Raw genomic sequence first — 20669 nt, 5'->3', positions numbered from 1 at the left:
GGGTCTCCCCATGTGAGAGTAGGGAACTGCCAGGCATCAAACAAGTGAAGAGGCCATCCGGAAGGATGGCCTTTTTGCGTTTGTACGTCGAAAAACGGCAGGCCGGGTAAGGCGAAGCCGCCACCCGGCAACTCAGAGCGTACTATCCCTGACAAACATTCAAACGAAGCAATTGCCGCTGATGGAAACGCCCAAGGATCAGCACCGTCGTTAACGCACCAAGCAGCGCGCAAAACATATCAGACTGGGTATCCCATGGATCGCCCTGCGTCCCCAGAAAATCATCCGCACCCTGTCCCATTGCCAAAGCTGCCCACCACTCAATGAGTTCATAGGTGGCGCTAATGGCCAGAGCAACACAGCACACCAGAAATCCCGTCATCTTATATCCACGAACATACCCACCGCGCAGCAGAATTTCTCGCGCTGCCAGTGCGGGAACCAGCCCCTGAAAGAAGTGACCGAGCTTGTCATACGGATTTCGGCTAAGCCCGAGCATCTCCTGAACCTCAAAACCAACCGGAACCTTTGCATAGGTGTACATACCACCAACCATCAGAATGATGGCGTGGAAGAAAACCAGGGTATAGAGAAGGGGAGTCAGGGGGTATCGCCGGTGCGTGGCAAGCAGAAGTGGGATGATGATAATGACGGGCGTCACCTCCATCAGCCAGGTGATGCGATCGCTCGTGAACAGGCCGGTATAAAACAGGATCAACAGCAGGAGCAGTGACCCGACTTTTAAAGCAGATAAGGTCATATCATTTTCATTGTCAGGGGAAAAAATCACTATTACCTGACAGAAGGGAAAATTCAATGCGTAGCGGATACAGAAAAGCAAAAACCCAGCCGTAGGCTGGGTTCTTTAAATAGTGGTGCCCGGACTCGGAATCGAACCAAGGACACGGGGATTTTCAATCCCCTGCTCTACCGACTGAGCTATCCGGGCAACGGAGCGCATTAAACCGCAATCGCGCGCGATCGTCAACATTATTTCGGGAAAAGCTGTTCAACTGCTTAAGTTTGCGGCAATCTGTCCGTTTGTGCCCTGGAATTGCACAAATCTTCCAGACAGTTCAGGCAAGATGTGACAATGCTGACGGTAAGAGGAGGGCAGTATGGCAAACGACTGGCTTGAGCTGCGTCAGCATGCAGAAACAGGTATTGAGACAATTAAGGCGCATTTCGAAGGACATGCCTTTGATCCCCACTGGCATGATAGCTATCTGGTCGGAATAACCCTTTCCGGCACCCAGCAGTTCCACTGTCGCCGTGAACGCCACCGTAGCCAGCCGGGCGATGCTTTTTTACTTGAGCCCGGGGAGATCCATGACGGTGATGCGCCGATAGAGGGGGGCTTTACTTACCTTACCTTTTATCTGGATGAACACTGGCTCACCCGTACGCTTCAAGGGCTGTACGACTCTACTCCCGGGAGCTACACCCTCCACTTTGCCCAAACGCTGACGCGAGAGCCTCAGTTGGTGCGCGCTATCGGTGATACATTTGCCTCGTTGCATAACGATGAGATGAAGATCGTCCAACAGAGCACAATGGATAACCTGCTCTCTCAGATCACTGCCCACTGCCACTGGCGTAAGAAACTCCCGTCTCAGCTACAAAGCTCCGCCGTGGCGCATCGTGCCCGCGACTATCTCTATGCGCATATCGGCGAGAACGTGGGGCTGTCAGACCTTGCCCGTGAGACGGGTACGGACCGCTTTACGCTCACCCGCTGTTTTAAGCGCGAATTTCACCTGGCACCGCACGCCTGGCTTATCCAGCTGCGCCTGGCAAAGGCCCGACAGATGCTGGCGTGTGGGGAACTGCCTGTTGATGTTGCGGCGGCAGTGGGTTTTGCCGATCAAAGCCATCTTGGTCGCTGGTTCCAGCGGGCATACCGTATTTCTCCGGCACACTACCGTCGGTTGTGCACAAACCTTCCAGACGTTTCCAGAAAATAACGGCACATTCGTGGCTCTAATAAAAAAGGAGTCACCTGTGAATTTATTACCCTTCCTGTTGTTTGCATTTGTCGCCTCGATTACACCGGGGCCAACCAATATTCTGGTACTGGCTAACAGTCAGCACTTTGGCGTAAAAAATACGTTTCCTGCGATCCTGGGCGGGTGTATTGCCGCCAGCGCTATTGTTCTGGTTTCAGGTGCTGGGGCAGGAGAAGTGTTACGCCAGTATCCGCTGATACGTCAGGTAATGAGCTGGGCGGGCGTGCTGTGGCTTTCCTGGATGAGCTGGCAGCTGTTTAGCGCCCCGGCCGCGAATCTCTCCTCCAGACGCCATGTCCGGTTTACCGCGCGGGCGGCGGCGTTATTACAGGTTGTAAACCCAAAAACGTGGATGATGGCGCTGGCAGTTGTCAGCCTGTTTGCTCCGGCAAGCGACCATGCATTTCGGGATGTTGCGCTGATGGCGCTATGGTTTCTGGCGATCTCCGTGGCTTGTTTGTTGTGCTGGGCGTGGCTGGGGAAGGCGGTGAACCGGATTTTCCGCACCACCGTGGCGATGGTGCGATTTCAGCGCGCGATGGCGATGTGCTTGTTTATTTCCGCCTGGACGGGAATGCTGGCTTAGGTCAGTGCACCACCCATACGACACTGCGCGAACCGCAAAATATCTTCCGCCAGACGGTGCGCCGTATCCACATCCGCCTGGCTACGGTTCACCAGCATGCGGCTCAGGCAACCTTCCAGCACCAGCTCCATCTGCTTCGCGACCATTGCCGGATCATCCACTTCAAGTGTGGTCAGCAGCTCGTGTGTGAACTCGTGCGCGGCACGTTTTTGCTGATCTGCCAGTTGATGGATGGGGTGTCCGGGATCCGGATAGTAGGTGCAGGCGGCGATAAACAGACAGCCTGGGTAACGGTTGTTGGTTACACACTCCGTCAGTGCGGTATAGCGCGCCAGCAGCTTTTGCTCGGTGGTCAGCTCTTCATTCAGCATCAGCTGCCTGCGCCAGATATCCACCTGCTGGCTGAGATAGCGCAGGGCATCGTACAGCAGCGCCTCTTTATCCGGCCAGAAGCGCTTAAGTTCATCCAGAGGGTAATCGATACGGTCGGCGACCATCTCAAGCGTGGTGCTGGCGATCCCTTGAATCTCAAGCAATTGCAGGGCTTGTCCCAGTACGTCTTCGCGTTGCACGGTTATCTCCTCCGCTATTCCCAACGGTTTGTCCCGTCTAAAGTGTTGTTTACGGTTGGCGATTGCGCAAATGCGCGTTGAATGTCGTCGCGTCCATAAACCCGGTTACACGCTGCGTCGGCTGTTCTTCCCCCTGTTCATTGAAGAACAGGATGGTAGGCAGCCCGAGCACATTAAGTTGCTTCAGTAGAGCCTTATCCTGCGCGCTGTTGGCGGTAACGTTCGCCTGGAGCAGAACGGTATCGCTCAGCGCATGTTGTACCTGCGGATCGCTGAAGGTGTATTTTTCAAACTCTTTGCAGGCCACGCACCAGTCGGCGTAGAGATCGAGCATGACCGGTTTGCCTTTCGCCTGCGCCAGGGCGCGGTTAAGGTCATCCACGTTCTTAATCTGTATAAAATTCAGATGAGCCTGCGTTTGACCTGCCGGGGTGCCAAACGCCCAGTCCTGTAGTGGACGGACGCTCACCAGCGCGGCCGCCAGCAAAAGGATCTGTAGCAGGCGCATCCACGGTTTCTTCGCCCCCAGACTCACGATAAACGCCCAACTGAAGAAGGCCACGCCGAGCATCGCCCACAGACGTGTACCCCACACATCACCAATGATGCGCTCCAGCAGGAATACCGGTAGCGCCAGAATGACAAAACCAAACGCGGTTTTCACCGTCTCCATCCACGGTCCGCTCTTCGGCAACAGACGATTGCCAAACACCGTCACCAGGATCAGCGGCAGGCCCATGCCGAGCGCGTAGAGGTACAGCGTGCCGGCGCCGAGCCACAGGTTGCCGCTCTGGGCAATATATAACAGGATGGCGCTCAGCGGCGCGGTGGTGCAGGGGGAGCAAATCAGCCCGGCGATGGCACCCATGGCGAACACGCCGCCCGCAGAGCCACCCTGCTGACGGTTGCTCATTAGCGTCAGACGCGTTTGCAGGGAAGAAGGCAGTTGCAGGGTGAACAGGCCAAACATCGACAGCGCCAGCAGAATAAACACCGCTGACAGACCGATAAGCACATAAGGGTGCTGAAGGGCGGCCTGGAACTGCAACCCGGCAGCGGCGACCACGAGGCCGAGCGCCGTATAGGTTAACGCCATGCCCTGCACATAGATAAAGGCCAGCAACAGCGCGCGGGCAGTGGAAAGGCGTTGTTTACCGCCCAGCACGATGCCAGAGATAAGCGGGTACATGGGCAGTACGCAGGGCGTAAAGGCGATGCCGATACCAATCAATAACGCCCAAAGCGCTGAGAACGGAAGGTCTGAAGCGGTTTCGCCTTCACCCCTCACCCTGGCCCTCTCCCCTGAGGGGAGAGGGGAGGCCGCCGCTTTCACTTCGCTAAGCGGAACGACCTTTGTTTCAGGGGGATAGCAGAAGCCCGCATCGGCGCAGCCCTGATACGTCACCGTCAGGGTAGCGCCTTTATCCGCCTGATTCACCGTGACGGGCACGCTTAAGCGCTGACGATAAATTTCACTCTTACCGTAGAACTCGTCCTCGTGCCACTCGCCAGCGGGCATCTGCAATGCGCCGACGTTCGCCTTTGCCGGCGTGATGCTGACCTGCTTGCGATAGAGGTAGTAACCCTCTTTCACCTGCCAGGTGAGACTGAGATCGTGCTGGTTTTGCTGAAAGTCGAAAACGAACGCCTGGTCGGCAGGAATAAAGTTCGAACGGCCGGGTGCGTCAAACAATCCGGCAAAAGCTGACGTGCTGCACAGCAGCAGGATCAGCGTAATGAAGCGTTGAGCCATGAGAGATAATCGTTATCGCCGTGGACCACTGGCAGAACCAGCAGCTCCGGGGTTTGGTATGGATGATGAGACTTGAGGCAGTCGAGGAGCGCCTGCTGGTTTGTCAGGTTGGTTTTGAGCAACATCTGGACTTCGTACTCTTGCTCCAGCTTGCCTTCCCAGTAATAAAGGGAGGTGGCGCCGGGAAGAAGTGTGACACAGGCAGCCAGTTTTTCGGCCAACACTTTGGCGGCCAGATCCTGGGCAGAAGCTTCATCAGGGGCGGTGCACAGTACAACAACAGCATCAGGCGTGTTCACAAGTCGACCTCCTCATCACGAAAGTCTTCACTATATCACGCAAGGCGGTTGGTCATTAATGAAACGGGCCGCAGAGCGGCCCGATTTTAACTATTTTTACAACGGCTAATCGTTTACAGCACAATGCCGCCGATGATAAAGCCGAGGATCACGCAGAGCGTAATCGCCACCACGCCCGGGATCAGGAACGCGTGGTTAAACACGTATTTACCAATACGGGTTGAGCCGGTGTCATCCATCTCAACCGCGGCCAGCAGGGTTGGGTAGGTGGGCAGAACGAACAGGGCGGAAACCGCTGCAAAAGAGGCAATCGCCGTCAGCGGCGTTACGCCCAGCATCAGTGCCGCAGGCATCAGCGCTTTGGTGGTCGCAGCCTGGGAGTACAGCAGCGTCGCGGCAAAGAACAGCACTACTGCCAGCAGCCACGGATAGTTGTGCAGCAGGTCGCCTGCAACGGTCTGGATATCGCTGATGTGCGCTTTCACAAAGGTATCGCCGAGCCACGCCACGCCCAGCACGCACACGCAGGCGCTCATACCGGATTTGAAGGTGCTGGCGTTCAGCACTTCGCTGGTGTCGATTTTACAGGTGATGCTGATCAGCGTCGCGATGGTCAGCATAAACACCACAATGGCTTCGTTACGCGGCAGAACCGGGTTCTGGATCAGACCTACCGTATCGCTGATGGCGGTGGCGTAGAACATCACGGCGACGATACCAATCAGGAACAGCAGCACGGAGCGTTTTGCATGCGGCTTCAGCTCGAAGACCTGGCTACCGCGCAGGCTCACTTCACCTTTTGCCAGACGCTCCTGGTAAACCGGATCGTCTTTCAGCTCGGCGCCAAGGAAGTTACACAGTACGGCAGTGATCATTACCGCAATCAGCGTGACCGGAATACAGATTGCCAGCAGCGTCAGGTAACTTACGCCCATCGGCTCAAGGATACCCGCGAAGAAGACCACCGCCGCGGAAATGGGCGAGGCGGTAATCGCAATCTGGGAGGCGACCACGGCAATAGAAAGAGGGCGAGACGGGCGAATACCCTGCTCTTTCGCCACTTCGGTGATTACCGGCAGCGTGGAGAAAGCGGTGTGGCCGGTACCGGCGAGAATGGTCATAAACCAGGTCACCAGTGGGGCAAGGAAGGTGATGTATTTCGGATGGCGACGCAGCATTCGCTCCGCCAGGCTCACCAGGTAGTCCATACCGCCTGCGACCTGCATAGCCGCGATAGCAGCAATAACCGCCATGATGATTTCGATAACGTCAAAAGGGATTGCGCCGGGTTTAATCTGAAAGATCAGGGTAAGTACAAGCACTCCGAGACCGCCAGCAAAACCGATGCCGATACCCCCGAGTCGTGCGCCCAAATAAATCGCCAACAGGACGATGACGAGTTCTGCTCCAAACATAAAGACCTGCCTTGCTCATTAACAAGTTGATATTGAATTGTTGTGTTTTGGTAACGCCCATAAAGAAAAAAGGCACGTCACAAGTGACGTGCCTTTCGGAAGCTTAGCCTGAACGGTTACTGTTCGCTTTCATCGGTATATCGTTTCGCTTTATATGCCGGGTGCATCAGGTTCTGGGCGGAGAAGATATCGTCCAGTTCGGCTTCGGTCAACAATCCTCGCTCGAGAACCACCTCACGCACGCTCTTACCGGTTTCGGCACAAATCTTCCCGACGATATCGCCGTTGTGGTGGCCGATGAACGGGTTGAGGTAGGTGACGATGCCGATGGAGTTATAGACGTAGCCTTCACACACTTCTTTATTCGCGGTGATGCCGTTGATGCATTTTTCCAGCAGGTTGTAGCATGCGTTGGTCAGAATATGGATAGATTCAAACATCGCCTGGCCAATCACCGGCTCCATCACGTTCAGCTGGAGCTGACCGGCTTCCGAGGCCATGGTGACGGTCGTATCGTTACCAATAACCTTGAAGCAAACCTGGTTCACCACCTCTGGCACCACCGGGTTCACTTTAGCTGGCATGATGGATGAACCCGCCTGCAACTCTGGCAGGTTGATTTCATTCAGGCCAGCGCGCGGACCGGAGGAGAGCAGGCGCAGGTCGTTACAGATTTTGGACAGTTTCACCGCCAGACGTTTCAGTGCGCTGTGCACCATCACGTAGGCGCCGCAGTCTGAGGTAGCTTCAATCAGGTCTTCCGCAGGCACAACCGGCAAGTTGGACACTTCAGCCAGCTTCTGTACCGCCAGCTGCTGATAGCCATCTGGCGTGTTCAGGCGTGTACCGATGGCGGTTGCGCCCAGGTTCACTTCCAGCAGCAGTTCGGACGTGCGCAGCAGGTTTTTGGTCTCTTCATTCAGCAGCACGTTAAACGCGTGGAATTCCTGTCCGAGGGTCATTGGCACCGCGTCCTGCAACTGGGTACGGCCCATTTTCAGGATGTCCTGGAACTCAACGGCTTTACGCTGGAAGCCATCGCCCAGCTGATTAATCGCGTCGACCAGTTTGACGATAGAGGCATACACCGCGATGCGGAAGCCGGTTGGGTAGGCGTCGTTGGTGGACTGACATTTGTTAACGTGGTCGTTCGGGTTCAGGTACTGGTATTCACCTTTCTGATGACCCATCAGCTCCAGGCCGATGTTTGCCAGCACTTCGTTGGTGTTCATGTTGACGGAGGTGCCCGCGCCGCCCTGATAGACGTCGACCGGGAACTGATCCATGCATTTGCCGTTGTTCAGCACCTCATCGCACGCGGCGATAATCGCATTTGCAGCGCTTTTAGGAATGGTTTGCAGCTCTTTGTTCGCCAGAGCCGCGGCTTTTTTTACCATCACCATACCACGCACAAATTCAGGGATGTCGCTGATTTTGCTGTTGCTGATGTAGAAGTTTTCAATCGCTCTCAGAGTGTGAACACCATAGTAGGCATCCGCTGGAACTTCCCTGGTACCCAACAAATCTTCTTCGATACGAATGTTGTTTAACATGTGAACCTTCTTTTCAAGCTGCCGATGGATTGTACTAAACACACAGTATATATGTGGTTTTGAATATTTTATGACCGACGATTATTCCCTCAATCGGCCAGATGTTCGAGATCATATGCTGATGATAGCGAATTGCCGTAAGCTGGATCACTTATTATCGACCCGATTTCATGATAATTATTAATCTGTGAAATATGTCACCGCTTTAATATTTCCAGAAAAAATATCCGTGCAAACCGATTGAATTTTGGCTAACCGTCACCATTTCTTATCTACGCGCTTCGCGAACACATTCAGTCAGGGGCCTGAAGGCACCTGCCACACAGGAGATGCCAGTGCGCTGGATACCATTTATTGCTTTCTTTCTTTATGTTTACATTGAGATTTCGATTTTCATCCAGGTTGCCCATGTGCTGGGCGTCCTGCTGACGCTGATTCTGGTGATCTTCACCTCCGTCATCGGCATGTCGCTGGTGCGCAATCAGGGTTTCAAAAATTTCCTGTTAATGCAGCAGAAGATGGCCGCAGGCGAAAGCCCGGCCGCCGAGATGATCAAAAGCGTGTCGCTGATTATTGCTGGTTTGCTGCTGATCCTGCCTGGTTTCTTCACCGACTTCCTCGGCCTGCTGTTGCTGTTGCCGCCGGTGCAGAAGCATCTGACCATGAAGCTGCTGCCGCACCTGCGTTTCAGCCGTATGCCAGGCGGTGGTTTCAGCACCGGCCCGGGGGATACCTTTGAAGGGGAATACCAGCGTAAGGATGAGCAGCGCGATCGGTTAGATCATAAAGACGATCGGTGAGTTTGTGGCCCGGTGGCGCTCGCTCACCGGGCCTGCGGATCTTGCCGCTTCGGTAAAAACACCCACAGCCCCGCCAGCATGACGATGGCGTACACACTCTTCCATCCTACCATCGCCAGCAGCATCAGGCACAGGACACACCCGACAGCCGCCAGCGCCTTAAAGCGACCTTTCAGCAGCCGACAGCCCGCCAGCATGCACAGCAGGTAGATCATGATGAAAATACCGTTGGCGTAGACAATCAGCGCGTCAAGGTTGATGTCGAGGAGATAAATGGCCAGGGAACTCACCACGCAGCAGCCCAGTACGGTATTCAGCGCATTCACCGGAAGCTGACGTTTTGACAGGCGTGAGAGGGGGCTATCCGGTTTATAAAGTGCCTGAGACCACACCAGCCGGGCGAAGCTCTGAATATAGATGTTGAGGCTGGCAAAGCAGGCGAGATAGCCAATCACGCAGGCTACCCACAGGGCCTTAACGCCAAACAGCTGCACCACGATGCCCGGCAGCGACGCGGCGGCGGCTTTCTCTTCACCGAACGCGTTGAAGTGCAGCACCAGTACGGTACAGGCCCAGTACACGGTACCCGCCAGCAGCAGGCCAATCATCAGGGCGCGGGGGAAATCACGCTCGGGCTGTTTAAACTCGGATGCCAGATGAGCGAACGCCTCCAGACCGACGAAACACCAGAACATGACGGATAGTGCAGCGAAAAGCTGTGCGTGGTCGATGTCGTTAATCGCGGGGAAAGGAATATCCGCCACGGTAATGTCACCCGCAAACCAGATGGCGACGATCAGCGCGACAATTAACACGGCGACCAGCGTTTGCAGATTGGCGCTGGAACTGGCCCCGCGCGAGCCAACCCACCAGACAATGGCCAGCGTACCGAGTTCAGCCAGCAGCAGTTGTTCATCGTGCCAGCCAAACAGCGCCTGTCCGAAGCCGGTTGCGATATGCAGGGCTGCCGGAAGGCCAACGGGTATCACCGACAAAAATAGCCAGCCGGTGACGCGCTCCATCCGCGGCCCAAACGCCATGCCGACAAAATGCGCTACGCCGCCTGCGCTCGGGAAGTGCCGCCCGAGTATGGCAAAGACAATCGCCACCGGAAACACCAGCACGATCAGCACGGGCCATGCCCAAAGACTGTTATTGCCGGCAACCAATGCCGCCAGCGCGGGAACCGCAAATACCCCCGTGCCTAATAAAGACGTTGAGAGTAAGCCAATGCCCTGCGCCAGCCCCAACTCCTGCCTGAGTCCACTCATTTACCTCGTCCCGCCACCATCAAAAGAGAGTGGATGGTAACACTTTCGCAAATTTTTTTTCGATTACCCCTTGAAGGGGTAAAAAGCTATCCCCATCTCTCAGGGCACTAGCCGGAAAACCGCATGCGGACCGGCGTCATCCATAACTGATAATGACTTTCTCAAAGGAGAGCTATCAATGAGTATTCGTCCGTTACATGATCGTGTGATCGTCAAACGTAAAGAAGTTGAAACCAAGTCTGCTGGCGGCATCGTTCTGACCGGTTCAGCAGCAGCAAAATCAACGCGTGGCGAAATCATCGCTGTCGGTAAGGGCCGCATCCTGGAAAACGGAACTGTGCAGCCACTGGACGTTAAAGTTGGTGACATCGTCATTTTCAACGATGGCTACGGCGTGAAATCCGAGAAGATCGACAATGAAGAAGTGTTGATCATGTCCGAGAGCGACATTCTGGCAATTGTTGAAGCGTAATTAACGCACGAAACTGTACGAATTTGAGGAAATAAGAACATGGCAGCTAAAGACGTAAAATTCGGTAACGACGCTCGTGTAAAAATGCTCCGCGGCGTAAACGTACTGGCAGACGCAGTGAAAGTCACTCTGGGCCCGAAAGGCCGTAACGTAGTGCTGGACAAATCCTTCGGCGCGCCAACCATCACCAAAGATGGTGTTTCTGTTGCACGTGAAATCGAACTGGAAGACAAGTTCGAAAACATGGGCGCACAGATGGTGAAAGAAGTTGCCTCTAAAGCGAACGACGCTGCCGGTGACGGCACCACCACCGCGACCGTACTGGCGCAGGCGATCATCACCGAAGGCCTGAAAGCCGTTGCTGCGGGCATGAACCCAATGGATCTGAAACGTGGTATCGACAAAGCTGTCGCCTCTGCTGTTGAAGAACTGAAAGCGCTGTCCGTACCGTGCTCTGACTCTAAAGCCATTGCTCAGGTTGGTACTATCTCCGCTAACTCCGACGAAACCGTAGGTAAACTGATCGCTGAAGCGATGGATAAAGTCGGTAAAGAAGGCGTGATCACCGTTGAAGACGGTACTGGTCTGGAAGACGAACTGGACGTGGTTGAAGGTATGCAGTTCGACCGCGGTTACCTGTCTCCATACTTCATCAACAAGCCAGAAACTGGCGCTGTTGAGCTGGAAAGCCCGTTCATCCTGCTGGCTGACAAGAAAATCTCCAACATCCGCGAAATGCTGCCAGTGCTGGAAGCCGTTGCGAAAGCAGGCAAGCCGCTGGTAATCATTGCTGAAGACGTTGAAGGCGAAGCGCTGGCGACTCTGGTGGTTAACACCATGCGTGGCATCGTGAAAGTGGCAGCGGTTAAAGCACCTGGCTTCGGCGATCGTCGTAAAGCGATGCTTCAGGATATCGCTACCCTGACTGGCGGTACCGTGATCTCCGAAGAGATCGGTATGGAGCTGGAAAAAGCGACCCTGGAAGACCTGGGCCAGGCGAAACGCGTTGTGATCAACAAAGACACCACCACCATCATCGACGGTGTGGGTGAAGAAGCTGCTATTCAGGGCCGTGTTGGTCAGATCCGTAAGCAGATCGAAGAAGCAACTTCCGATTACGACCGTGAAAAACTCCAGGAGCGCGTAGCGAAACTGGCAGGCGGCGTAGCGGTAATCAAAGTCGGTGCGGCTACCGAAGTTGAAATGAAAGAGAAGAAAGCACGCGTTGACGATGCCCTGCACGCGACCCGTGCTGCGGTAGAAGAAGGCGTGGTTGCTGGTGGTGGTGTCGCGCTGGTGCGTGTAGCCGCTAAACTGGCTGGCCTGACTGCTCAGAACGAAGACCAGAACGTGGGTATCAAAGTTGCGCTGCGCGCGATGGAAGCTCCTCTGCGTCAGATCGTGTCCAACGCCGGTGAAGAGCCGTCTGTGGTTGCGAACAACGTGAAAGCGGGTGAAGGTAACTACGGTTACAACGCGGCAACTGAAGAATACGGCAACATGATCGACTTCGGTATCCTGGATCCAACTAAAGTGACCCGTTCTGCACTGCAATACGCGGCATCTGTAGCTGGTCTGATGATCACGACCGAGTGCATGGTGACCGACCTGCCTAAAGGCGACGCGCCTGACTTAGGTGCTGCTGGTGGTATGGGCGGCATGGGTGGCATGGGCGGCATGATGTAATCATGTTGTTCTGAACCTCTCAGAACGAACCCCGGGCAGCAATGCCCGGGGTTTTTTATTGTCTTCTACTCGAAGGTGCCTTTCACGCACACAACGCCTCCACTCACCATCTGGCGGCCTTTCGCCCAGACCTCGCGGATCTTCAGATCATCGGTCAGGACCAGGACGTCGGCATCGCATCCGGGCGCGATCCGCCCTTTATACTCCAGGCCGAGAAACTCCGCCACGTTACGCGTAAACGGCAGAAGCGCCTCCTCCAGCGGCAGGTGATACCGGCCGACCAGCTGCTGTAGCGTCTCAAGCAGGGACTCAAATCCCGCCACGCCAATGCCAACAAGATTACCATTTGCATCAAAATTCGGCTGGCTGCCGTTGCCATCCGAGCTGAGCGTGAGCCGGTTAAACGGCACCTGTGCTTCACGGGCCGTCGCGATAGCGGTGGCGGCATCAACAGGCTCGCTGATGCTGGTGGTGATGTCGATGTACCCCCCTTCGCGGGCATAGTCCAGTGCGGCGTGGAACAGTGCCTGGGCGCGGTTGACGTGAGTTGGCAGCAGCTTCGTGCGGGGCACATCGGCGTTATTCAGGATGTTAAGCAGCGGCTCCAGCAGTTTCGGGCTGTTGCCGAGGTGAAACACGGATATCCCCGCTTTGGCGCCCAGCAGCCCGCCGACTCGCGACTGGGCGGCTATATTCGCGAGCTGGTCATCTGCCGGAGCGGAAGAGCGATGGTCGGAAATCGCGCATTTCACGCCAATGATTTTATCAATCAGCGCCACATCCTTTTCGATACTGCCGGTAATCGTCGGAGAAGGCAGGCCATACGCGCCTGTCAGCATCCACGCGCTGATCCCTTCATGCTCAAGCGCCCGCGTTTTCGCCAGCAGCGACTCGGGATGGCGGGTCACGCCGTCGGTGCCCAGCAGGCCAACAACGGAGGTGATGCCAGCCGCCACCAGCGCAGACAATCGCACCTCTGGCGTCCGGGTGTGGGGACCGGCTTCACCGCCGCCGCCAATCAGGTGTACATGCTGATCGATAAACCCCGGACAAACCACCGCTCCGGCGAGATCGCTTTCAGGACAGTCTGGCCTCGTTGTGGCGTGGCCCGCTTTTTCGACTGCGACGATTTTTCCTCCGGCAATCAGCAGATCGCAATGCCCAAGCTCCTCGGGAGCGTAAAGCTGCGCATTGCGGAAAAGGTGCGGTTCCAGCACTGAAAAATCCATTTTTATCTCCTCAGAAGAGTAGCTGCATCACCCACATTGAGAGCAGGGCGTTAATGACGCAGATAGTGATGATGTGCGGATAATACTTCGGGTTGACGCCTGCGGTGCCAAGGCAACGGCCCGTGTTTTGCACCGGATTACCCATCAGATAGATGGCGGGCAGCAGGATGGTAGCATCGTGACCGTTGAGCGTGCCGGCAGCGACCAGACTGGCGCAGACCCCCACACCGCCGCCCATGCTCATTACCGAGGCCAGAAGAACCGTTGCCGCCGCACCCGGAAGCCCCCACAGGGCCATGATGGGCTCGCATACCCTGCCGACAATATCCAGCAGGCCGGTTACCTTGAGCGCCTGAATGATGACAAACGCCATGACCACGTTCGGCAGCAGGCTGGTGGTGGCGATGGTAAAGCCGCGGCGGGCGCCATCGATAAACAGGTCCATGATATTTTTACGCGGCTGGGCGATCATCTTTCCTCCTGAACGCGGCGAACTTCCATGTGGGCGATCCACAGTCGCAGGAAGTTCGCGCCAACAAATTTGAACACCAGAATGACGGCAAGCGGCGTGATCACCGGGACGGTAATAAAGGTAAAGAGTGCGGCACCAGAAGAAAAATAGTTGGTAATAATGGCGCTACCGCTGGTCTGGAAGGTGGCGAAAATGGCGCGTTCATGGTCAGTAATCGCCCCTTCGTCAGTCAACTCTTTGGTCATCCCTGCGGCTGCATCGGTATTTTGCAGGTTGGCGATAAGCGCCAGAGAGCAGATGCCCGGCACGCCGAGCAGCGGGCGCAGAATGGGCGTCATGAGCTGTTGTGCGGCACGCAGCCCGCCCAGCCCCTCGGTAACGGCAATGATCCCGAGCGATAAAATGACCGAGGGCGCCAGTTCAAGGGCAAATAAAAAACCGTCTTTCGCTCCTGTGCCGCCCTCACCGCGAAACGTCAGCGCGCCGTTCACCGGTCCAAAGCTGCCGTTCAGCACGGTAAAATCCAGCACGCGCCACCATTCGGTACTTTTGGCGAAAAAACCTGAGAAAAATACGATGGTGAGCACGAACGCCAGATAGCCCACCCAGGTTACTTTTTCCTCTCCTGAGGATGATGCACTCATGAAACCCCCTTTTTTGAGTCGCGTACAAAAGTTGTACGTCGCATCACTAAAAACGATCGGGGGCTAAAACACGATATCCCAAAGGTTATTATCAGAATTCATTTAAGATGTCGGAGGAGTGCCAGCGGAATCTGGCTCGCAGAAATGCTCAGCATTTTTCTTTTGGTCATCTTTTTAGTATAAGGTTTACACGCGGACAACTACTGTCCAGCTTATTGAAAACGAGGAATAACATGCGCATAAAAGTCTGTGCAGGGATTGTAGGTGCAGCATTGCTGCTGGTGGGTTGTAGCACCAGCAATGAGCTGACGGCAGCGGGCCAGAGCGTTCGCTTTGTGGAAGATAAGCCGGGCAGCGAATGCCAGCTGTTAGGCACCGCCACTGGCGAGCAAAGCAACTGGATGTCGGGGCAGCACGGCGAAGAGGGCGGCTCTATGCGCGGTGCGGCCAATGCCCTGCGTAATCAGGCTGCGGCAATGGGCGGCAATGTGATTTACGGGGTGAGCAGCCCGACGCAGGGGATGCTGTCCAGCTTTGTGCCAACCGCCAGCCAGATGAACGGCCAGGTCTATAAGTGCCCGAACTGATATAACTTTTTGATGGCGCTGCCGCTTTATCTCCAGGGCAGGTAAGCGTAGCGCCACCTGCCTTTTTACTGCTGCCGCAGTTGCAAATCCAGCGGTGTCTTACTCGGCTCTCCGCCAATCTCACGTGCCAGCTTCGGCACCATATAACCCGAAACCAGCGTTAACAGCTCGCGCATAATCTTCCGGGCCTCTTCATCCGTCACCATGAAGTGCGCCGCGCCCTGGACGCGATCCAGAACATGCAGGTAATAGGGCATTACGCCCGCATCAAATAAGGCATTGCTGAGATCGGCCAGCACGCGGGCGCTGTCGTTCACGCCGCGCAGTAATACGCTCTGGTTGAGCAGCGTCACGCCTGCCTTTCGCATACGCGCCATCGCCGCACGAAAGTCCGCGTCAATTTCATTCGCGTGGTTGATATGGTTCACCAGCAGCACCTGCAAACGGGACTGATCCAGGCGCGTGACCAGGGCGTCGGTGATACGCGCCGGGATGACGATCGGTAAACGGCTGTGAATGCGCAGACGCTTAATGTGCGGGATGGTCTCAAGCTGAGTCAGCAGCCAGTCCAGCTCATGATCTTTTGCCATCAGCGGGTCGCCGCCGGAAAAGATGATTTCATCCAGCTCCGGGTGCGCCGCGATGTAGTCCAGTGCCACCTGCCAGTTGCGTTTATTGCCCTGATTTTCGGCGTACGGGAAGTGGCGACGGAAGCAATAGCGGCAATTTACCGCGCAACCACCCTTAACCAGCAGCAGGGCGCGATTACGGTATTTATGCAGCAAACCCGGTACGACACTGTTTTGCTCTTCCAGCGGATCGGTGCTGTATCCGGGGGCGGTAATAAACTCATCCTGAGAGGTAAGCGTCTGTTTTAATAATGGATCATCAGGGTTACCCTTTTCCATTCGGGCAACAAACGCGCGGGGAACGCGCAGGGCGAAAAGGCGCTTCGCCTCACGACCTGCACGCAACGCTTCGTGCTGTTCGAGGTCTAAAAGACGCAGCAATTCATCAGGACTGGTGATTACATCGGCAAGTTGCGATAACCAATCTTCTCTGGACGGGGTGTTTAGGGTTACAATATGCGCCATTTTGTGGCTTAGCTACCAGTTAACAAATTTAGAGGGCCTTATGGCAACGTACTATAGCAACGATTTTCGTGCTGGTCTTAAAATCATGATGGACGGCGAACCGTACGCGGTTGAAGCCAGCGAATTCGTTAAACCAGGTAAAGGCCAGGCATTCGCACGCGTTAAGCTGCGCCGCCTGCTGACCGGTACCCGTGTTGAGAAAACCTTCAAATCTACTGACTCCGCTGAAGGCGCTGATGTTGTCGATATGAACCTGACTTACCTATACAACGACGGTGAGTTCTGGCACTTCATGAACAACGAAACCTTCGAGCAGCTGTCTGCGGACGCGAAAGCGATTGGCGACAACGCCAAGTGGCTGCTGGATCAGGCTGAGTGCATCGTTACTCTGTGGAACGGTCAGCCTATCGCGGTTACGCCTCCGAACTTCGTTGAGCTGGAAATCGTTGAAACCGATCCAGGTCTGAAAGGTGATACCGCAGGTACTGGCGGCAAGCCTGCCACCCTGTCTACCGGCGCGGTGGTTAAAGTGCCACTGTTCGTACAGATCGGTGAAGTGATCAAAGTGGATACCCGCTCCGGCGAATACGTATCCCGCGTGAAGTAATTTACGTCATGATTAAAGGCGCAGCGCCCGCTGCGCCTGATTTTGCAGGCAGGGAAGATGAAACGTACCGTTAAAATTCTGCTTCTGTTAGCGTTCTCCAGCGCAATTCTCTCCGGTTGCAACACCGCGCGTGGCGTGGGCGAAGATATTCAGGATCTCGGCCATATCATTTCCCACGCGGCCAGCTAATTCCGTCTAATTTTCCTAAAAATTCTTCCTTTTCCGTCAAACGACAAGATCTTGTCTATTCTTAAGTTGCTATACACAAAATAACTTTGGCTATAAAAGGAAGATATTATGGTTAAGAAAACAATTGCAGCGATCTTTTCTGTTCTGGTGCTTTCTTCGGTACTGACTGCATGTAACACCACCCGTGGCGTAGGGGAAGATATCTCCGACGGTGGTAACGCGATTTCTGGCGCAGCAACTAAAGCTCAGAACTAATGAAAGCGACGGTACGGCAGCAAACTTCACCGTACCGTCAATTTTCCACTTCCTGTAGCGATAAAAACGGGGAGTAACGCGTATCCATATGCAGCTTCATGCGGATATTGCGTTTGTACGTATACACCGTTTTTCCGTTAATGCGCAGATTGCTGGCAATTTTCTGGTTGCTCGCACCATCCATCCACAGGGTCAATACTCTCTCTTCCTGACGCGTCAGTAACGGTGCCGCCATTTCCGGAAGCTCCGCGCTTACGCATGTCGTTAGCGCGTCGTTTATCACCGCCGCCAGTTTTTCCAGATCGGTATTTTTGGAAAGTGAAGACCATATCGGGAACTGCGCCAGATAATCTGTCATCTCCTGCTCCTGCCCCGATTGCAGCATAATAAAAGGCAATGTTTCGCTGGCAATAAGCAGGGAAGATAGCTGCTGAAAATGGTGTAAATCCTGCCGGAAGCCCGATAAATCAGCGATGACCAGCGCAGGTTTCCATTGCAGGATATGCTCTCTGGCGAGGAAAAGATTATTTACCCCGGTTACGACGAAATGACCCGAGAATAGGTCTGAATGATTGAGCCAGGCTTCAAATCCCGTGCGGGTGAAGTGACAACGGTCAATCAAAAGAATTTTGAACATATAATTTTCGCAGTCGGCTAGTGGTTTGGCTTCCTGCCATCAGAAAGCCTATCATCATAGAGAAGTCGGATGAGTCATAAATGCCTGAACTCCGTGCCTTACTGAGGCTATTTCTTGCCTTAACGTGTTCAGCAGAAAAAGTTTGAAAAAAAATTCCATGCTAACCAAAATATAAGGCGCAACCTCAGCCTTGCGGGACGACCCGTAAGCGCTTCATTCATCGGGGACGGCCCCAACTTGTCGTTAAGTTAAGGAGCCTGATATGTCCTGGATCGTTCTTGTTATTGCCGGTTTGCTCGAAGTGGTATGGGCAATTGGCCTGAAATATACCCACGGTTTTACCCGCCTGACGCCCAGCGTCATCACTATCGCCGCAATGATTGTCAGTATCGTCATGCTGTCATGGGCGATGCGAACCTTGCCAGTCGGAACGGCTTACGCTGTCTGGACTGGAATTGGCGCGGTAGGAGCTGCCATTACCGGCATTCTGCTGCTGGGGGAGTCTGCGAGTCTGGCGCGTATCGCCAGCCTCGCGTTAATCGTCGCGGGTATCATCGGGTTAAAACTCAGTACGCACTAATGCAGCTGTTTTACCCAGATTAATTTCGTCACGTCAAACCCTTGCCGGGTCGCTATGTCCAGCATCTGCTGTTTCATTTCCGTCGAGATCGTTGGCGTGCGGGAGAGGAGCCATAGATAGTTGCGATCCGGCCCACACACCAGCGCATGGCGGTACTCTCTGTCCAGCGCAATGACGTTATACCCGCCGTAGAATGGGCCGATGAAAGAGACTTTCATGGCCGCGCGGTTAGACGCGCCGGTGAAATAGGCCTGACCAACTGACTGCTGCCACATCTGGCGGTCCGGGTTATAACCGCGGTTAATGACCCGGATCCCGCCGTCATCCATCGCGCTGTAGCTGACCGTGACTTTTTCTAAGCCCCGTTCGAACTGATGGTCCATTCGGGCGATTTCATACCAGGTGCCGAGGAAGCGCTGTGCGTCGAAATTACTGACTACCGTGACGCCAGGCGGAGGAGTAGGGGAACTGCAAGCAACCACTAAAAACGCGGCTGTTACTGCGGCAATAACAGGCAGAATGCGCATAGGAGTTTCCTTACTGTTTTTTGTTAAGTGTAGATGACAGCAAGGAAAATGCGGGAGATTGTGCAGGGTGTTTTGCCGGGTGACGGCTTCGCCTTACCCGGCCTACAAAGTTCACGCGTTGTGTAGGCCGGGTAAGCGCAGCGCCACCCGGCAATGTTTTACTGTAGCGCCTCGAGGATATGGTATGCCGCCTCAACGCGTGCCGGGTTCGGATAGCTTGTATTCGCGAGCATCACAATACCGATCTGCTTTTCAGGAATAAAGGCCACGTAGCTGCCAAACCCGCCAGTAGAGCCCGTTTTATGGACCCAGGACGCTTTGACCGGGGGAGCCGGTGGATTCACTTCTACCACGGGCAACGGCGCCAGCGCTACCTTACTGTCGCTGCCCTCGACCACCGTGTTGGCCTCCACGGGCCAGTTGAGCATCTCCCAGCCCAGACCCTGATACATTGACCCGATACGCCAGTAGCGCGACTGCGCCAGCGCGATGCCCTGCTTAAGTGAGGCATCAGCAACGTTCTCCGGCGCCATGTTTGCCATGACCCAGTTCGCCATATCCTGCACGTTGGTTTTCACGCCATAGGCTTGTGCATCCAGCATACCCGGCGAAACGCGCACCGCTTTACCGTCACGATAGCCCCAGGCGTAATGCGCCTCTTCCGCTTTCGGCACGTTAATCCAGGTATGGTCCAGCTTGAGCGGCTTAAGGACCCGCGTCGTCATGGCCTGCTCATAGGGCATGCCAGAAGGTTTGACCGCCAGCGCACCAAAAAGACCGATGCTGGCGTTGGCGTAAAGACGCGTTGTGCCAGGCTTCCACTGCGGCTGCCAGTTTTGATAAAAGCGCAGCAGGGAGGCGTTATCCGTGACCTCATCCGGTACCTGTAGCGGCAGGCCGCCAGCGGTGTAGGTGGCGAGATCCAGCATACGAATACCCTGCCACTGCTTGCCCGTCAGCTGTGGCCAGTATCTGGTCACCGGATCGTCCAGCGAAATTTCACCGCGAGCAATGGCATCCCCACCTAAAACGCCGGTGAAGGTTTTACTTATAGAACCCAGCTCGAACAGGGTCTGAGGCGTAACGGGTTTATTCGCCGCGATATCGGCCTTGCCAAACGTGTAATAGTGCGGTTTTCCCTGATAAATAACGGCCACCGCCATGCCTGGAACAGACTGGGCTTTCATCAGCGGGGTAACCGTATTCGCGACCACCTCCGCCAGCTGTTTTTCTGACACTGGCGTGGCGAGAGCAGAGCAAGAAATGCCGAGCAGCAGGGCGCAGCAAAGGGATTTTTTCATCATCAGTAATCTTCCGTAATAGCGAGTCAAGGGGATGTCCGGGCCCGTCAGACAGGCGTAGTCTGTTGGATTTGACAGTGCCTGACAAACGGTTAAATTTAGCATTAGCTGTTAATTTTTCTAACGGAAGCGAC

At 55.0% G+C, this 20669-nt stretch carries 24 protein-coding genes and 1 tRNA gene; 10 read left to right on the top strand and 15 right to left on the bottom strand.

The annotated features are described in order from the left end of the window. Window positions 1-142: 142 nt before the first annotated feature. Both ACOTY5_RS15610 and ACOTY5_RS15605 read right to left on the bottom strand, forming a co-directional pair. Window positions 143-760: a DUF2238 domain-containing protein gene (locus ACOTY5_RS15610; RefSeq protein WP_045141825.1), complete on the bottom strand. Its 618-nt coding sequence runs from the start codon at window positions 758-760 to the stop codon at window positions 143-145. Between the two features lie 113 nt (window positions 761-873). Then, window positions 874-949: transfer RNA gene (locus ACOTY5_RS15605), tRNA-Phe, on the bottom strand. Between the two features lie 169 nt (window positions 950-1118). Here ACOTY5_RS15605 and ACOTY5_RS15600 point away from each other — a divergent pair. Together ACOTY5_RS15600 and ACOTY5_RS15595 are read left to right on the top strand one after the other, a co-directional pair. After that, window positions 1119-1964, top strand: a complete 846-nt coding sequence (locus tag ACOTY5_RS15600) for an AraC family transcriptional regulator (RefSeq protein ID WP_045141826.1) — start codon at window positions 1119-1121, stop codon at window positions 1962-1964. A gap of 37 nt (window positions 1965-2001) precedes the next feature. Beyond that, window positions 2002-2592 carry a LysE family translocator gene (locus ACOTY5_RS15595; RefSeq protein WP_045141827.1) on the top strand — a complete coding sequence of 197 codons (591 nt, stop codon included), beginning with the start codon at window positions 2002-2004 and terminating at the stop codon, window positions 2590-2592. Here the strand turns inward: ACOTY5_RS15595 and ACOTY5_RS15590 are convergent. The 5 genes from ACOTY5_RS15590 to aspA all read right to left on the bottom strand — a co-directional run bounded on the left by ACOTY5_RS15590 (window position 2589) and on the right by aspA (window position 8184). After that, window positions 2589-3164, bottom strand: coding sequence for a transcriptional regulator (locus ACOTY5_RS15590; RefSeq protein WP_017383972.1), 576 nt, complete (start codon window positions 3162-3164; stop codon window positions 2589-2591). The genes ACOTY5_RS15595 and ACOTY5_RS15590 overlap by 4 nt on opposite strands. Window positions 3165-3213: 49 nt before the next feature. Then, a complete protein-coding gene (locus ACOTY5_RS15585; RefSeq protein ID WP_045141828.1) occupies window positions 3214-4917 on the bottom strand; it encodes a protein-disulfide reductase DsbD in 1704 nt (567 codons plus the stop codon). Next, on the bottom strand, window positions 4893-5216 hold the full coding sequence (gene cutA / locus ACOTY5_RS15580) for a divalent cation tolerance protein CutA (RefSeq protein WP_003855908.1): 324 nt from the start codon (window positions 5214-5216) through the stop codon (window positions 4893-4895). Before cutA ends, ACOTY5_RS15585 begins: the two co-directional genes overlap by 25 nt. 113 nt (window positions 5217-5329) lie before the next feature. After that, on the bottom strand, window positions 5330-6631 hold the full coding sequence (locus tag ACOTY5_RS15575) for an anaerobic C4-dicarboxylate transporter (RefSeq protein WP_003855921.1): 1302 nt from the start codon (window positions 6629-6631) through the stop codon (window positions 5330-5332). A 116-nt stretch (window positions 6632-6747) separates the two neighbouring features. Next, window positions 6748-8184: an aspartate ammonia-lyase gene (aspA, locus tag ACOTY5_RS15570; RefSeq protein WP_015572444.1), complete on the bottom strand. Its 1437-nt coding sequence runs from the start codon at window positions 8182-8184 to the stop codon at window positions 6748-6750. A gap of 335 nt (window positions 8185-8519) precedes the next feature. Here aspA and ACOTY5_RS15565 point away from each other — a divergent pair, with 335 nt between their 5' ends. After that, window positions 8520-8984 (top strand): FxsA family protein, encoded by a 465-nt coding sequence (locus ACOTY5_RS15565; protein WP_003855925.1) that lies wholly within the window; start codon window positions 8520-8522, stop codon window positions 8982-8984. 23 nt (window positions 8985-9007) lie between these two features. Here ACOTY5_RS15565 and yjeH read toward each other — a convergent pair whose 3' ends face one another. Beyond that, window positions 9008-10255 carry an L-methionine/branched-chain amino acid transporter gene (gene yjeH, locus ACOTY5_RS15560; protein WP_032646955.1) on the bottom strand — a complete coding sequence of 416 codons (1248 nt, stop codon included), beginning with the start codon at window positions 10253-10255 and terminating at the stop codon, window positions 9008-9010. Between the two features lie 178 nt (window positions 10256-10433). On the opposite strand from yjeH, the gene ACOTY5_RS15555 reads away from it, so the two are divergent. Both ACOTY5_RS15555 and groL read left to right on the top strand, forming a co-directional pair. Beyond that, window positions 10434-10727, top strand: coding sequence for a co-chaperone GroES (locus ACOTY5_RS15555; protein WP_003855929.1), 294 nt, complete (start codon window positions 10434-10436; stop codon window positions 10725-10727). Between the two features lie 39 nt (window positions 10728-10766). Further along, window positions 10767-12413, top strand: coding sequence for a chaperonin GroEL (gene groL / locus ACOTY5_RS15550; RefSeq protein ID WP_015572446.1), 1647 nt, complete (start codon window positions 10767-10769; stop codon window positions 12411-12413). 65 nt (window positions 12414-12478) lie between these two features. On the opposite strand, the gene iadA is transcribed toward groL, so the two are convergent. Genes iadA through ACOTY5_RS15535 form a run of 3 tightly spaced genes read right to left on the bottom strand, consistent with a single transcriptional unit; the run spans window position 12479 to window position 14758 of the window. Then, complete coding sequence (iadA, locus tag ACOTY5_RS15545) at window positions 12479-13642, bottom strand: beta-aspartyl-peptidase (RefSeq protein WP_045141829.1); 1164 nt, start codon at window positions 13640-13642, stop codon at window positions 12479-12481. Between the two features lie 10 nt (window positions 13643-13652). Further along, window positions 13653-14114 (bottom strand): YjiG family protein, encoded by a 462-nt coding sequence (locus ACOTY5_RS15540; protein WP_015572448.1) that lies wholly within the window; start codon window positions 14112-14114, stop codon window positions 13653-13655. Next, complete coding sequence (locus tag ACOTY5_RS15535) at window positions 14111-14758, bottom strand: nucleoside recognition domain-containing protein (protein WP_015572449.1); 648 nt, start codon at window positions 14756-14758, stop codon at window positions 14111-14113. The genes ACOTY5_RS15540 and ACOTY5_RS15535 overlap by 4 nt, the downstream gene beginning before the upstream one ends. A 233-nt stretch (window positions 14759-14991) precedes the next feature. Here ACOTY5_RS15535 and ACOTY5_RS15530 point away from each other — a divergent pair, with 233 nt between their 5' ends. Beyond that, window positions 14992-15345: a DUF4156 domain-containing protein gene (locus tag ACOTY5_RS15530; protein WP_040117105.1), complete on the top strand. Its 354-nt coding sequence runs from the start codon at window positions 14992-14994 to the stop codon at window positions 15343-15345. Between the two features lie 65 nt (window positions 15346-15410). Here the strand turns inward: ACOTY5_RS15530 and epmB are convergent, their stop codons facing one another. Beyond that, a complete protein-coding gene (gene epmB, locus ACOTY5_RS15525; RefSeq protein ID WP_032652269.1) occupies window positions 15411-16439 on the bottom strand; it encodes an EF-P beta-lysylation protein EpmB in 1029 nt (342 codons plus the stop codon). 40 nt (window positions 16440-16479) lie between these two features. Here epmB and efp point away from each other — a divergent pair, with 40 nt between their 5' ends. From efp to ecnB, 3 genes are all read left to right on the top strand, one after another. After that, a complete protein-coding gene (gene efp, locus ACOTY5_RS15520; RefSeq protein ID WP_003855940.1) occupies window positions 16480-17046 on the top strand; it encodes an elongation factor P in 567 nt (188 codons plus the stop codon). A gap of 57 nt (window positions 17047-17103) precedes the next feature. Further along, entirely contained in the window at window positions 17104-17235 is a 132-nt protein-coding gene (locus ACOTY5_RS15515; protein ID WP_015572451.1) for an entericidin A/B family lipoprotein, read from the top strand. A 108-nt stretch (window positions 17236-17343) separates the two neighbouring features. Next, the gene (ecnB, locus tag ACOTY5_RS15510) at window positions 17344-17490 is read left to right on the top strand and encodes a lipoprotein toxin entericidin B (RefSeq protein WP_003855942.1); all 147 of its coding nucleotides are present in this window, start codon (window positions 17344-17346) and stop codon (window positions 17488-17490) included. Window positions 17491-17527: 37 nt separating this feature from the next. Here the strand turns inward: ecnB and ACOTY5_RS15505 are convergent, their stop codons facing one another. After that, a complete protein-coding gene (locus ACOTY5_RS15505) occupies window positions 17528-18127 on the bottom strand; it encodes a helix-turn-helix transcriptional regulator (protein WP_032104122.1) in 600 nt (199 codons plus the stop codon). Between the two features lie 262 nt (window positions 18128-18389). Between ACOTY5_RS15505 and sugE the strand changes: the two genes are divergently transcribed. Next, window positions 18390-18707, top strand: coding sequence for a quaternary ammonium compound efflux SMR transporter SugE (sugE, locus tag ACOTY5_RS15500; RefSeq protein WP_015572453.1), 318 nt, complete (start codon window positions 18390-18392; stop codon window positions 18705-18707). Here sugE and ACOTY5_RS15495 read toward each other — a convergent pair. Both ACOTY5_RS15495 and ACOTY5_RS15490 read right to left on the bottom strand, forming a co-directional pair. Continuing rightward, window positions 18704-19234, bottom strand: a complete 531-nt coding sequence (locus tag ACOTY5_RS15495) for a lipocalin family protein (protein ID WP_023295791.1) — start codon at window positions 19232-19234, stop codon at window positions 18704-18706. The genes sugE and ACOTY5_RS15495 overlap by 4 nt on opposite strands. Before the next feature lie 158 nt (window positions 19235-19392). Continuing rightward, a complete protein-coding gene (locus ACOTY5_RS15490) occupies window positions 19393-20538 on the bottom strand; it encodes a cephalosporin-hydrolyzing class C beta-lactamase ACT-56 (RefSeq protein WP_033487869.1) in 1146 nt (381 codons plus the stop codon). Between the last annotated feature and the right edge of the window lie 131 nt (window positions 20539-20669).

The organism is Enterobacter cloacae complex sp. SHL018, assembly GCF_049237905.1.
Taxonomy (GTDB): Bacteria; Pseudomonadota; Gammaproteobacteria; order Enterobacterales; family Enterobacteriaceae; genus Enterobacter; species Enterobacter hormaechei_C.
The sequence above is the reverse complement of the archived record's forward strand: the minus strand, read 5'-3'. Positions and strand labels throughout refer to the sequence as shown.